Raw genomic sequence first — 12,065 nt, forward strand, 5'->3', positions numbered from 1 at the left:
TTCCTGCAATCAACTATAGTGCTCCGGGAAAGAGCGCGTAACCCGGCGCTGCGTGAGGGCCTGCGCTAGCGTGGCCTTTGCCAGAGGAATGCCGGGCGCTCGGTCCCCGAATATAGCTGCTTGCGCCGAAGCGCCTGCCACCAGGCGCGTGCGATCCACCCGAGTTTCTCGATGCGGCCGATCGTTACCCGGTGATCCCAGGCATGGTCGCCGATCGACGAGACCTTGCGCGCGATGGCCCCATAGATTCCGGCCGCCGCTAGCACTGCCCAGGCCGAGCGAAACGACAGCGCCAGGGTGCCGCCGCGCGCGCTGTCCTCGTAACATGCAGCGCATTTCGCCAACCGTCGCGCGAGCACGGTCAGCCGCTGGCGAAAGTGCGGCTTCACATGCTCTCCCGGCGGGATGTCCATTTCAACCAGCCATTCCTCGGGCAGGTAGCACCGCCCGATCCGGTCGTCGGCCTCGATATCGCGGGCAATGTTGGCGAGCTGGAAGGCAAGGCCCAGGTCACAGGCGCGGTCGAGCACTTGTTGGTCATGGGGCGAAACCCCCATCACCACCGCCATCATGCAGCCGACTGCGCCGGCGACATGATAGCTGTATTTGAACAAGTCGGCCTCGCTGCGTGGCCGCCAGCCTGCCGCGTCGAGCGCGAAGCCCTCGACCACGTCCCACACCAGCCGGTGCGGCATTCCGGTTTCCTCGACGACGATGCGCAGCGCGTCGAAGGCGGGATCGCCGACCCAACGCCCTTCCAGTGCCGCTGCAGTGCGCACGCGGATCGCTTCCAGCCGTTCCTCGGCCTCGGCGTCGGTGACGACATGCTTGGCCTGGCCATGATCCTGCCCGTCGGCGATATCGTCGCATGCGCGGCACCAGGCATAGAGCAGCCAAGCGCGCTCGCGGGTTCGCCGATCGAAGAGCCGGCTCGCCGCAGCGAAGCTCTTCGATCCGCGGGCGATCGACTCACCCGCAGTTGCGACGATCGCGTCGCGCGTAGGCAGGCCGCCGCTCAGAGGTCTTCGCGCTTCATCTTGATGATCGGGATCGTCGGTATGAACGCCGCCATCTGGTCAAGCAGCCCGTCGAGATGATCGTCGATCAGCAGCAGCCCCTGGTGCTGCGGCCGCAGAAATCCGACCGTCCCCATATGCTCCCAGAATTCGATCAGCTTGTCGTAATAGCCCGCGATATTGAGCAGACCGATCGGATCGGCATGATAGCCGAGCTGCGCCCAGCTCAGCGCCTCCCACAATTCGTCCATTGTGCCCGTGCCGCCGGGCAGATTGACGAAGCCGTCGGCCAGTTCGGTGAAGCGCGCCTTGCGCTCGTGCATCGTATCGACGACGTGGAGTTCGGTCAGCCCGCGATGCGCGACCTCGGCGTTGACCAGCGCGGTCGGGATCACGCCGATCACTTCGCCGCCGGCTTCGAGCGCCGAATCGGCCACCGCGCCCATTAACCCGAGGCGCCCGCCGCCATAGACCAGCCCGATGCCGCGCTCGGCCAAGCTGCGCCCGACGATGCGTGCGGCTTCGATATAGACCGGGTCGGCGGGAGTGGCCGAGCCGCAATAGACTGCCAGGCGCTTCACCGGCCGTCGCCCAGCATCAGCGCCGCAGTCGCCTTGGCGCTGCCGACCACGCCGGGGATGCCCGCGCCAGGATGCGTGCCCGCGCCGACGAAATAGAGGTTCGAGATCGAATCGTCGCGATTGTGCGCGCGGAAATACGCGCTCTGGGTGAGGATTGGCTCGAGGCTGAAGCCCGAGCCGAGATGCGCCTTGAGGTCGTGTGCGAAATCGGGCGGCGCATAGGAGAATTTGGTCACGATACGGTCCTTGAGGTCGGGAATCAGCCGGCGCGATATTTCAGCAAGGATGCGCTCTTCGAGCACGGGGCCGATTTCGCTCCAGTCGGCCGGGAATTTGCCGAGATGCGGCACCGGCGCAAGCGCATAGAAGGTCGACTGGCCATCGGGCGCCACCGAGGGATCGCTTGCGCTGGGATGGTGGAGATACAGCGAGAAATCCTCGCTCACCACGCCGTGATCGTAAATGTCCGCGAGCAGCCCCTGATAGCGCGGGCCGAACAGGATCGAATGGTGCGGGATTTCGGGGAAGCTGCCGCGCACCCCGAAATGGACGAGGAACAGCGAGGGCGAATAGCGCTTGTTCTCGAGGCTCGCCGCGGTGCGCTGGGCGCTACGGGACTCGCTCAGTAAGTGGCGATAGCTGTGGACGATGTCGGCATTGCTGGCGATCGCATCGGCCTCTAGCTCGAAACCGCTCTCGGTGCGCAGCCCGGTCACCCGATCGCCGAGGGTGTGAATCTTGGCGACGGCATCGCCGAGCCGGATCACGCCGCCCAGCCGCTCGAAATGGCGGACCATGCCCGCGACGAGGCGGTTGGTGCCACCCTCGGCATACCAGACGCCGCCGTCGCGCTCGAGCTTGTGGATCAGCGCGTAGATCGCGCTCGTGGTCATCGGATTGCCGCCGACCAGCAGCGTGTGGAAGCTCAGTGCCTGACGCAGCTTCTCGTTCTTTACGAAGTGCGACACCATTGAATAGACGGAGCGCCACGCCTGGTATTTCATCAGCGCCGGCGCGGCGCGGACCATCGAGCCGAAATCGAGGAACGCGACATGACCGAGCTTCTCATAGCCTTCGCGGTACACCCCCGCCGAATATTTGAGGAAGCGGCGATAGCCCGCGACGTCCTCGGGATTGAGCCGGGCGATCTCGGCGCCCAGCTGCGCATCGTCGTTCGAATAATCGAAGGCTGTGCCGTCGGGCCAGGACAGGCGGTAGAAGGGCGATACCGGCACAAGTTTCACGTCTTCCGAGATGTCGTGCCCGGAGAGGCGCCACAATTCCGCGAGCGCATCGGGAGCCGTGATCACCGTGGGGCCGGCATCGAAGGTGAAGCCGTCGCGCTCCCAATAATAAGCGCGCCCGCCCGGCTTGTCGCGCGCCTCAATTATGGTGGTATCGACTCCCGCCGATTGCAGCCGGATCGCGAGCGCGAGCCCGCCAAATCCTGCGCCGATGACAACCGCTTTCTTCATTGGACCCCCGTTATCGCGCGCACCGCCCGGCCGATCGGCACCGGCGGCTTGCCCGTCATCACCCGGATCTTGTCGCCCAGATTCGATTTGGCCGCATAAAAGCGGCCGATCAGTTCCTCGTCCAGCCGGTAGAAGCGTTCGAGGACCCGATAGCGTTCCTCGGGCTCGGCGGCGCGAAACAGCATCGCCGCGAGCATCCGGTAGAAACGGCGGCTACGCCATAGCCGTCGCGAATAGCCGTGGAGCAGGTCGTGCAACGCCTGCCCGTCGAAAGTGCCGGCACTCGCGACAAGCGTCGCGGTGCGCACTGCATCGGGCAGCGAATAGCTGGTCAGCGGATGGAAGAGCCCGGCGCGCACGCCCGCCTTGGCGACGTTGTGCCCACCCGATCGCCAATAGGCTTCGAAGTCGCCGCCGATCGCAACCGGGAGGGCGCCGGCTTCCTCGCGTACGACGTCCTTCAATTCCCAGCCGCGTCTGGCGACATAGGTGTCGATCCGGCCGCCCAGCGCCGCTGGGTCGATGTAAGAGGTATCGCTGTAATAGGTGTCCTCGACGAATATCCGGTCGGCCGAGAAGGGCAGGCAATAGACGAAGCGATAGCCGTCGATCTGCTCGACTGTGGCATCCATCACCACTGGCCGTTCGACGCCATGCGGTCGTTGCAGCAGGAGTTCGCGGCCGAGGAATTTCTGCCAGCCGAGGTCCAGCGTCGAAAGGTCGCCAGCGCCGCGGCAATCGATCACACCTTTCGCTTCGATACGGTCGCCATCGGCGAGGACCACCGCGGTGCCACTCACCGCCTGAACTTCACGGCCGACCATGGCTGCGTTTGTCGGCAGCTCGTTCAGCACCACGCGTTCGAAATTAGCGGATTCGATCGAATAATAGGGTGACTTCAGCGTCCGCGCATGGCCGGGAAAGGCAACGTCGTAGCGCGTCCAGCCATGGCTGATCAGCGGCGATACCAGCCAGCGATCGGCGGGCGCCACGTCGCTGGCGAAGAACGACCAGAGGTGGTTGCCGCCGATATGCGCGCCGCCTTCGATCAGCCGCACATCGGCTTCGGGATGCCTGGCGCGCACCGCGCGCGCAATCAGCCCTCCGGCAAGGCCGCCGCCGACGATGGCGAGATCGCAGCTGATCGTGGCCGACATCGGCCCGGCCTAGCCCAAGGGTCTGCGGCGTTCCAACAAAAACCCTCCCCGGCTCGCACCGAAGAGGGCAGGTGTGGCGGGAGTGGAGCGATGGTCGCACTCCCGGAGCGCGTGTCAGGCGGCCTTGAGCAGGGGCCATTCGTCAGCCATCGCCTTGGCCACGGAAGGGCGGATACGCAGACGGGTGCGGTAGGCGAGCAGCACCGGCCAGTCGGCGATCGCCACGCCGGCATGCTCGCACCAGTTGAGCACGCTCAGAAGATAGGCGTCGGCGACGGTGAAGCGATCGTCGAGGAAATCGCGGCTTTCCAATTGCCGCGACAGCACCCCGAACGGCTTGGCGGCACGCGCCAGCGCAGCCGCGCGCTCCTCCGGACCCGCGGTCTTGCCGAGCAGCGGCGTGAACACGCCCTTGTGCAATTCGGTGCCGGTGAAGTTGAGCCAGGCGAGCATCCGGTAATGCGCGTTCGAAAAGCCGGTAAAGCTAAGCGACCCCTCGGGCGCCAATTCGGCGATATAGGTGAGGATCGCCGGTCCCTCGGTGAGCGTGAAGCCTGCGCCGGTCTCGAGTGCCGGGACATAGCCCATCGGGCTGATCTCGCCGAAATGGCGTCCGTCGGGCAGATGTCCGTCAGCGGGCACCAGCACGAATTCGGCATCGAGTTCCGCCTCTTCGAGCGCGATCCGCGCAGCGAGCGAGCAGGCGAACGGGCGAAAATAGAGCTTCATTACCAACCTCCCTTGATTAATGTACGATCTCGCATAGAAATTGAGAGGTCAAGGATTAATTGCGAGATCGCACAGAAATGACGACCAAGGTCCGCGGGCGCCCGCGCAGCTTCGATCCCGACGAAGCGATGGGTCGCGCCACCGAGCGTTTCCGGACACACGGATATGCCGGCACATCGCTCGACGACCTCGCCGCGGCGACCGGGCTTGCCCGACCCAGCCTTGCCGCTGCGTTCGGCGACAAGCGCGCGATGTACCTTGCCGCGATCGAGCGGCTCTCCGCGCGCATCGAGCGGCAATTGCTGCGGCTTGGCGAGGCGAAGTTGCCGCTGCGCGAACTGCTCGAGCGCATCCTGCTCGGCGGGATCGAACTGTATCTGACGGGCAGCGATGGGCCCGAGGGGTGCCTTGTCCTCAACACCGCGGCGACCCAGGCCGCGTCCGACCCGGCGGTTCGCGAGAAGGTTGCGGCGTTCCTTGCGATCGAGGACGGACGCATCGCCGAATTGCTCGCCGCGGCGGGCAGCACTGCGCCGCAGGCACAGGGCCGGCTCGTCGCCTCGGTGCTCCATTCGCTCAGCGTTCGCGCGCGGGGTGGGGCGTCGCGCGCCGAGCTGGAACAGGTCGCCCAGGACTGCATCGCGCTGATCGCCGGAGCCGAATCCTGAGCGCGCTGCGTCCGCCGCTGCGAATTTCGCGCGGCGCGGTAGTCGCGGCGATTCTCGTCGGGCTGGCCGTGGCCGTCATTCTGTTGGCGATGGACCGGCCGCCGATCTGCCAATGCGGCACGATCAAGCTGTGGCACGGCGATGTCCATTCGAGCGAGAACAGCCAGCACCTGTCCGACTGGTATACGTTCAGCCACATCATCCACGGCTTCCTGTTCTACGCCGCTGCGCATTTCGCTCTCCGCGGACGGACGCGGCGCTGGGCGCTGCCCTTTGCCGTTGCAGTCGAGGGATTCTGGGAAATCCTCGAAAACTCGCCGATCATCATCAACCGCTATCGCGAGGCGACGATCGCGCTCGGCTATTCGGGCGACAGCATCGTCAATTCGCTCGCCGATATCGGCTGGATGGCGCTGGGCTTCGTGCTCGCCTCGCGGCTGCCGGCCTGGGCGACGATCGCCCTGGCGCTGCTGTTCGAACTGGGGACGCTGGCGCTGATCCGCGACAATCTGACGCTCAACGTGCTGATGCTGGTCTGGCCGATCGATGCCGTCAGGACATGGCAAGGCGGCTAGTGTAGAGCGCAGCACATGGCCCTTGCCCCTTTCCTTTCCGCAATTGCGATGACGCTGATCGTCGGCGTCCGCTACCTCGTCACCTCGGGCGCGTTCGCCTTTGCGACGCGGCTGCGGCATCCGGCGCTCTATACCGGGCTCGACAAGCAGATCCGCAAGGAGATCGGCTGGAGCCTCGCCTCGGCGGCGATCTATGGCGTGCCCGCCGGCGTGGTTGCCTGGGGCTGGCAGAACCATGGCTGGACGCGGATCTATGCCGATGTCGACGCCTGGCCGCTCTGGTATCTGCCGGTGTCGGTGCTGCTGTTCCTGATAGCGCACGATGCCTGGTTCTACTGGACGCACCGGCTGATGCATCGGCCGCGCTGGTTCCGCATCGCCCATGCCGTCCATCATGCCAGCCGCCCGCCCACGGCCTGGGCGGCGATGAGCTTCCATCCCGTGGAGGCGCTGACCGGCGCCGTCGTCATCCCGCTGCTCGTCTTCCTGATCCCGATCCATATCGGCGCGCTGGGGCTGGTGCTGGCGATCATGACCGTTATGGGAGTGACCAACCACATGGGCTGGGAGATCTTCCCCCGGTTCGTCCACAGTGGGCCCCTGGGCGGATGGCTGATCACCGCGAGCCATCATCAGCGCCACCACCAGCTCTATGGATGCAATTATGGTCTCTACTTTCGCTTCTGGGACCGGCTTTGCGGCACCGACCACGGTCTCGGCGATTTCGCGCATCGCGGCGGCCGCGCTGTGCCTGGTGGCGCTGCCGGGGGCGACGCCACCCCACGCCAGCCTTGATATCGAGATCACCGGGCTGCGCTCGGCCAAGGGCATGATCCAGCTCTGCCTGACCGCCGATGCCGGCGCGTTCCCGGACTGCAAGAGCGGCGCCGGCGGCATGCGGCGGACATGGTCCGCCGCGGTGCCGCGCATCCGCTTCGAAGACCTGCCACCCGGCGACTATGCCGTCGCCGTGATCCACGATGCCAATGCCAACGCCAAGCTCGACACGATGCTGGGCATTCCCAAGGAAGGTTTCGGCTTTTCGCGCAACCCGGGGATCGGCTTCGGCCCGCCGCGCTTCGCCGCCGCGCGCTTCGCAGTGGGACCCGGCGGCGAGGCCCAGCAGATCCGGATGCGCTATTTGCTCTGAGTGCCCGCGCACGGCTAAGGCGGCCCCATGGCAGAAGAAGAGGACAGCTTCGTCTATGACGAAGCCAGCGGCGAATGGATCAGCGCAGCCGAGGCGAAGGCCAGGGACGGCGCGGGCGGCGACCAGATCGAAGTGCGCGATTCGGTGGGCAATCTCCTTGCCGACGGCGACCAGGTGACGCTGATCAAGGACCTGACCGTCAAGGGCGCGGGGCAGACGCTCAAGCGCGGCACGCTGATCAAGTCGATCCGGCTGACCGGCGACGCGCAGGAAATCGACTGCAAATATGAAGGCATCAAGGGCCTGGTGCTGCGCGCGGAGTTCGTGCGGAAGCGCTGAGCCCGGCCAACGCCCGCGCACGAATTGATGCGCGGATGCAGTGCCGACGGGCCTAAGGGGTGGCGCGGGGCCTTTCGCTCCCGAAGGACAGGCGATGGCCAAGAGCCAGAAGAAATCGAACAAGGAAGTCCGCAAGCCCAAGGCGGAGAAGGTCAAGACGATCGCCGCCAACGCATCGACCAAGGACAAGCCCGTCGCGATGGTGAACCTCAAGGGCTGAGGCCCGCCGACCGGGCCGGCAGCGGTGCGACAGATTGACGAACTTGACGGATTCGCGTGATTTGACGCGCTGCCCCCTCGGGGGCGAGCGGTGAACGGACCGTGAGGCGACACCGACGCGACACTAAACGACGCCGACGCGACACTAAACGACACTGCCGCGACACTGGCGCGACGAATCGCGACTGCGCGGCGACGGCGACGCGTCACCGACGCGCCCCGCTGGCGACGGCCTGCCGCGCCGGCGGCGCATCCGACGCAAACGGATCGGCCATCCGCCGGGCATATACCGCGAGCGCCTGATCCCAGCCGCGATCGAACGGCGTGCCGGCGAGGCGCTGGCGCAGGCCGTGTGCGCTCGACTGCGACATGCCCGCGGCGCGCGCCGCCTGCGCGACGCTGCCGGTTTCAAGCAACGCGGCGAGGAAGATGCGCTGCCGGGCGGGCGTCCATTGCCCGCGGGGCGGACGCGCGGACCTCGGCTGGGGCGAAAATGCGGGCGCGGCATCGCGCGCGGACGGATTGCGGGGATGCTGGTTTTCCATCGACAAGGATGGAGCAGATCAAATCCTACATTGAAAGTGGGTGGGCGCCTTCAGGGCAGCAGGCGCAAGTCGCCCTTCGTTGGGCATATCACTGCCGAGAGCGACAAGGCTAGTCGGCAATCTCGGCAGCTTGGCAAATTTAGCGTAAAATCGTATAAAGCCGGCATGGCGCAGATGAACATCTCGATCCCCGACAAGCTCAAGGGCTGGGCGGAACAGCGCGTCGCCGAGGGGCGCTACAGCAGCACCAGCGACTATGTGCGTGATCTGGTGCGGCGGGATCAGGAACATGCGGAGAAGCTGCGGGCGCTGCGAGCCGCGATCGACAACGGGTTGGCGTCGGGCGTGAGCGAGCGCGATCCGTTCGAGCTTCTGGACGAAATGCGCGACGGTTTGCGCGCGGCGGCGCGGAGCGCGGATGCGGCTTGAGCTGAGCCGCGAGGCTCAGGCCGATCTCGACGATATTCGCGACTATAGCGTCGCACAGTTCGGCGTCCCCCGCGCGATCGCGTATCTGGATGCAGTGGAACAGGCATTTCGTCGGGTGCTGGATTTCCCCGAAATCGGCGCAGTGCGGCCAGAGCTTGCCGGCGTTCGATCGCTTGGCTGCCAGCAGCACCGGCTTTTCTACACCGTCGATGGCGAGACGATCCGTATTGTGCGCATCCTGCACAAGGCGATGGATGTCGAGCAGTGGCTTTGAGGGCAGTAAGAAGTCTGAAGTAGGTATTGTGTCCCGGAATTCCAAGCTGATTCAGTTTCCGTGAGTGTTGGAGGCGTTGCAGGTGGTTGAGGTTTGGGGAATTTTGCAGCCGTAAAGGTACTGCTGCCGTAACTGCGGTGACATCCTTATCGAACCCGTTCCGCATTGCGTTAACGATCAATGCAAAGTAACGTTCACGTTATGATCTAATAGGGGCGAGTTGATGAGCGATACGAATGGCCCGGCCACTCCTGCGAAACCTAAGGCAGCAAAGTCGGTGCAGACAACTGCTAAGCGACCAGAAGCTGCAGCTTCCGCCAGTATCGCAGCGAAAGCAAAGCGCACCCGGACTGTGAGAAATTTTCCTGCTTCTGATTTTGAAGAACCTCTTGAATTCGCAAAGCAATTGCTGGAATTTGGCGCGGGGCAGCCGGTCCGCAGAGTTTCTCTTTTTAATCACATGGGAAAATCGTCGGAAAGCGGTGGTAGCCGGCAGTTAATCACTAACGCCGGAAAATATGGACTGATCAAAGGTAGCTATCAGGCTGAGCTGCTTGAACTCACGCCTGACGGAAAAAAGGCAGCGGACGATCAAATTCAGTCCCGTGAGCGCGCACGTGCTAGGATCGAATTAGCTATCATGGGCGTCGAGCCCTTCAAAGGCCTTTACGAACGCTTTAAGTCTTTAAAGTTACCCGCCAAGGCTGCCATGGTTGATGCCGCTAAGGAGCTTGGCGTATCTTCGGACGCCGCCGAGGAAGCGGTAGATACCTTTGTAGTCAACCTTCGCTTTACTGGCCTTCTGCAAACGTTGTCTGGCGCTGATCGGATTATAACTGTTGATCATCTTCTAGAGGAGTTGCCAACAAGTGGCAGTCTGTCCGGTCACGCCACAGAGCTTCCCGCCCGTACGGAATTGATGACGTCTGATCAGGCCCACTTTGAGAGCATGGCGTTTTACATCACGCCAATCGGCCATGAGGGGGCCGAGCAACGGCAGCACTCAGATCTTTTCCTCGGGTCGATTGTTGAGCCGGCCTTGGAATCGCTCAAACTTACAGTGGTCAGAGCAGATAAAATCGATCGTCCAGGTGTAATTACGAAGCAGGTAATCGAGTATCTCATGAAAGCTCGATTAGTTATCGCAGACCTATCATACCATAATCCAAATGTATTTTACGAACTAGCGGTACGCCATATGCTTAAAAAGCCCGTCGTCCAAATAATGCGCTCGTTGGACACGATACCGTTTGACGTGAACCAAGTCCGCACCATAACGATCGATACCACTAGTATTTATACACTTACCCCAAAACTTGATGCTTATCGCGCTGAAATTGCGACGCAAGTGCGTCGAGCATTAGAAAACCCCGATTCGGTCGATAGTCCAATTTCTATCTTTTTCCCCTCAGACGGCACGGGGTGATTGCTTGCGAGTGCGCCTCGCTCGACAATAGGGCAACCCAAGCCCTCAATCGTGCTCCGGCCCCAGCCCCCATATACAACTCGCCGCCGGTCTCCTTGAACACCCGGCTTATCTCTTCCATCCCCTTGAGCGCCGCGGCCTTGCTCGCCGCTGCCGTCTCCGCCCCGGTCGGGCCGGTGGCGATGAAGGCCTCCACGCCCTGGTTCTGCTTGGTGGCGAAGGCGCGGACTTCCTGGCTGATCTGCATCGCGCAGATTTGGGGCCGCACATCGGGCAGAAATGCGCGGTCTTGGCGCCTTCGGCGGGGAGGGTCTGGTCGTGATATTCCTCGGCGCGGTTATCACGCCGTTACATCGCGCACCCCGTCGGGATCGGGCAAGGGGTCGAGCGGGGGGCAGAAGCCGCAGTCCCATATCTCGATCGAGCGCTCGTGGCGCTCGCCGGTGCGGCTGTGCGTGGCGGTCATCCGGATGCGGTTCGGGATGACGCTGGCGCCCTTATATTCGGGCACGATCTCGAGCCGGTCGATGCGGCCGCGTTCGGCATAGGCGGCCAGCATTTCGACCAGCCGCGCGTGCGACGCGGCGGCTTCAAGCGTGACATAGCCGGTATTGACCTTGCTCTTCGGGCCGCCCAGTTCGGTGGGGAAGAACTGGATCCGCACCAGCACGTGTTTGCGCGCCAGCCTGGCCGCTTCTGCCCGGGTGGTTATGGTGGAGAAATCGGGCGCGGCAAATGCCGGGACGGTCTGCTGACGAGCGCGCGCGGCGGTCGCCGGCAACAGAGGAAGCGGCAGCGCCATTGCCGTGCACAGCAACACCCCGGTCCGGCGGTGCCAACCTGCCCTTTCGCCTCGATCTGCCACTGCCCTCTCCCCGCCCCTTCGGGTCAACAGCGCTCCGCATTGTTGACGTGCGTCGCAACAGTGCGCGGTCTCGGTGCATCGCATTGCCAGACCCTCACCTCTTCCTCGAACCGCTCTCCGCCGCTGCGGTGACTGGCGATGAAGTGGATGCGGGTGGGGACGATGCTGCCGCCCTTATATTCGGGCCGGATTTCCAGCTCGTTTTCTTCATGCCCCTGCACGAAGCGGCGGAGCCTGCCGACGATCGCGGCGTGCGCTTCGGCGGCGTCGGGCGTGACGTAGACGATGTTGCGCGGATCGTCGTCCCCGCCCAGGTTGGTGGGGAAAAGATAGATCTTTACCAGCGATCCGAAGGCTAGCAGCCTGTCGGCATGCTCCCGGGATCGTATCTGGGAGAATTTGAAGGGCATCGGCGGCGCGCCCAACAAGATGACTCTTTGCGCCAGCGTGCCGGGGGCGACGACGAGCGCGCCGGGCAGCAGCGACGCTCCGACCAACAGCCGCCATGCCCGTGTCATTGCGTCATCTCCCGGTTGCCTTGCTGCGCAGGCTATCAGGTTTGTATCGGTTTTGGGGGCAAGCTCGTCCATTCCGGAGGTGATTCTGCACGACCATGC

17 protein-coding genes and 1 pseudogene are annotated in these 12,065 nt (G+C 64.0%); 9 read left to right on the forward strand and 9 right to left on the reverse strand.

Features of this window, described 5'->3' with window-relative positions; all coding sequences use genetic code 11:
• Window positions 1–65: 65 nt before the first annotated feature.
• From BXU08_RS15335 to BXU08_RS15355, 5 genes are all read right to left on the reverse strand, one after another.
• Window positions 66–1,019 carry a phytoene/squalene synthase family protein gene (locus BXU08_RS15335; protein WP_077510847.1) on the reverse strand — a complete coding sequence of 318 codons (954 nt, stop codon included), beginning with the start codon at window positions 1,017–1,019 and terminating at the stop codon, window positions 66–68.
• Window positions 1,016–1,597, reverse strand: a complete 582-nt coding sequence (locus tag BXU08_RS15340) for a TIGR00730 family Rossman fold protein (protein WP_077510848.1) — start codon at window positions 1,595–1,597, stop codon at window positions 1,016–1,018. The genes BXU08_RS15335 and BXU08_RS15340 overlap by 4 nt, the downstream gene beginning before the upstream one ends.
• On the reverse strand, window positions 1,594–3,072 hold the full coding sequence (locus tag BXU08_RS15345; protein ID WP_077510849.1) for a phytoene desaturase: 1,479 nt from the start codon (window positions 3,070–3,072) through the stop codon (window positions 1,594–1,596). The genes BXU08_RS15340 and BXU08_RS15345 overlap by 4 nt, the downstream gene beginning before the upstream one ends.
• Complete coding sequence (crtY, locus tag BXU08_RS15350) at window positions 3,069–4,229, reverse strand: lycopene beta-cyclase CrtY (RefSeq protein WP_077510850.1); 1,161 nt, start codon at window positions 4,227–4,229, stop codon at window positions 3,069–3,071. The genes BXU08_RS15345 and crtY overlap by 4 nt, the downstream gene beginning before the upstream one ends.
• A 114-nt stretch (window positions 4,230–4,343) precedes the next feature.
• Window positions 4,344–4,958 (reverse strand): glutathione S-transferase N-terminal domain-containing protein, encoded by a 615-nt coding sequence (locus BXU08_RS15355; protein WP_077510851.1) that lies wholly within the window; start codon window positions 4,956–4,958, stop codon window positions 4,344–4,346.
• 77 nt (window positions 4,959–5,035) lie between these two features.
• Between BXU08_RS15355 and BXU08_RS15360 the strand changes: the two genes are divergently transcribed.
• The 6 genes from BXU08_RS15360 to BXU08_RS20480 all read left to right on the forward strand — a co-directional run bounded on the left by BXU08_RS15360 (window position 5,036) and on the right by BXU08_RS20480 (window position 7,910).
• Window positions 5,036–5,626, forward strand: coding sequence for a TetR/AcrR family transcriptional regulator (locus BXU08_RS15360; RefSeq protein WP_077510852.1), 591 nt, complete (start codon window positions 5,036–5,038; stop codon window positions 5,624–5,626).
• Window positions 5,627–5,649: 23 nt separating this feature from the next.
• Entirely contained in the window at window positions 5,650–6,201 is a 552-nt protein-coding gene (locus BXU08_RS15365; RefSeq protein ID WP_376787780.1) for a DUF2585 domain-containing protein, read from the forward strand.
• A 15-nt stretch (window positions 6,202–6,216) separates the two neighbouring features.
• Window positions 6,217–6,996, forward strand: coding sequence for a sterol desaturase family protein (locus BXU08_RS15370; RefSeq protein WP_077510853.1), 780 nt, complete (start codon window positions 6,217–6,219; stop codon window positions 6,994–6,996).
• Window positions 6,956–7,351: a DUF2141 domain-containing protein gene (locus tag BXU08_RS15375; protein WP_253190390.1), complete on the forward strand. Its 396-nt coding sequence runs from the start codon at window positions 6,956–6,958 to the stop codon at window positions 7,349–7,351. Before BXU08_RS15370 ends, BXU08_RS15375 begins: the two co-directional genes overlap by 41 nt.
• A gap of 27 nt (window positions 7,352–7,378) precedes the next feature.
• Complete coding sequence (locus BXU08_RS15380; protein WP_077510854.1) at window positions 7,379–7,690, forward strand: alkylphosphonate utilization protein; 312 nt, start codon at window positions 7,379–7,381, stop codon at window positions 7,688–7,690.
• 94 nt (window positions 7,691–7,784) lie between these two features.
• Window positions 7,785–7,910, forward strand: a complete 126-nt coding sequence (locus BXU08_RS20480) for a hypothetical protein (RefSeq protein ID WP_290439628.1) — start codon at window positions 7,785–7,787, stop codon at window positions 7,908–7,910.
• Between the two features lie 205 nt (window positions 7,911–8,115).
• Here the strand turns inward: BXU08_RS20480 and BXU08_RS15385 are convergent, their stop codons facing one another.
• Window positions 8,116–8,454 carry a hypothetical protein gene (locus BXU08_RS15385; RefSeq protein ID WP_077510855.1) on the reverse strand — a complete coding sequence of 113 codons (339 nt, stop codon included), beginning with the start codon at window positions 8,452–8,454 and terminating at the stop codon, window positions 8,116–8,118.
• Window positions 8,455–8,619: 165 nt separating this feature from the next.
• Here BXU08_RS15385 and BXU08_RS15390 point away from each other — a divergent pair, with 165 nt between their 5' ends.
• The 3 genes from BXU08_RS15390 (at window position 8,620) to BXU08_RS15400 (ending at window position 10,583) form a co-directional block, all read left to right on the forward strand.
• Complete coding sequence (locus BXU08_RS15390; RefSeq protein WP_171982539.1) at window positions 8,620–8,883, forward strand: type II toxin-antitoxin system ParD family antitoxin; 264 nt, start codon at window positions 8,620–8,622, stop codon at window positions 8,881–8,883.
• Window positions 8,873–9,157 (forward strand): type II toxin-antitoxin system RelE/ParE family toxin, encoded by a 285-nt coding sequence (locus tag BXU08_RS15395; RefSeq protein WP_077510856.1) that lies wholly within the window; start codon window positions 8,873–8,875, stop codon window positions 9,155–9,157. The genes BXU08_RS15390 and BXU08_RS15395 overlap by 11 nt, the downstream gene beginning before the upstream one ends.
• 223 nt (window positions 9,158–9,380) lie before the next feature.
• Window positions 9,381–10,583 carry a hypothetical protein gene (locus BXU08_RS15400; RefSeq protein ID WP_216352876.1) on the forward strand — a complete coding sequence of 401 codons (1,203 nt, stop codon included), beginning with the start codon at window positions 9,381–9,383 and terminating at the stop codon, window positions 10,581–10,583.
• 45 nt (window positions 10,584–10,628) lie between these two features.
• Here BXU08_RS15400 and BXU08_RS15405 read toward each other — a convergent pair.
• The 3 genes and pseudogenes from BXU08_RS15405 to BXU08_RS20210 form a co-directional block, all read right to left on the reverse strand.
• A pseudogene (locus BXU08_RS15405) lies at window positions 10,629–10,916 on the reverse strand (phosphomethylpyrimidine synthase ThiC); the annotation flags it as partial.
• Window positions 10,917–10,923: 7 nt separating this feature from the next.
• Window positions 10,924–11,448: a hypothetical protein gene (locus BXU08_RS15410; RefSeq protein WP_216352877.1), complete on the reverse strand. Its 525-nt coding sequence runs from the start codon at window positions 11,446–11,448 to the stop codon at window positions 10,924–10,926.
• 23 nt (window positions 11,449–11,471) lie between these two features.
• Window positions 11,472–12,038: a hypothetical protein gene (locus BXU08_RS20210; protein ID WP_216352878.1), complete on the reverse strand. Its 567-nt coding sequence runs from the start codon at window positions 12,036–12,038 to the stop codon at window positions 11,472–11,474.
• Window positions 12,039–12,065: the final 27 nt, after the last annotated feature.

The organism is Sphingomonas sp. LM7 (assembly GCF_002002925.1).
In the GTDB taxonomy this organism is placed as follows: domain Bacteria; phylum Pseudomonadota; class Alphaproteobacteria; order Sphingomonadales; family Sphingomonadaceae; genus Sphingomonas.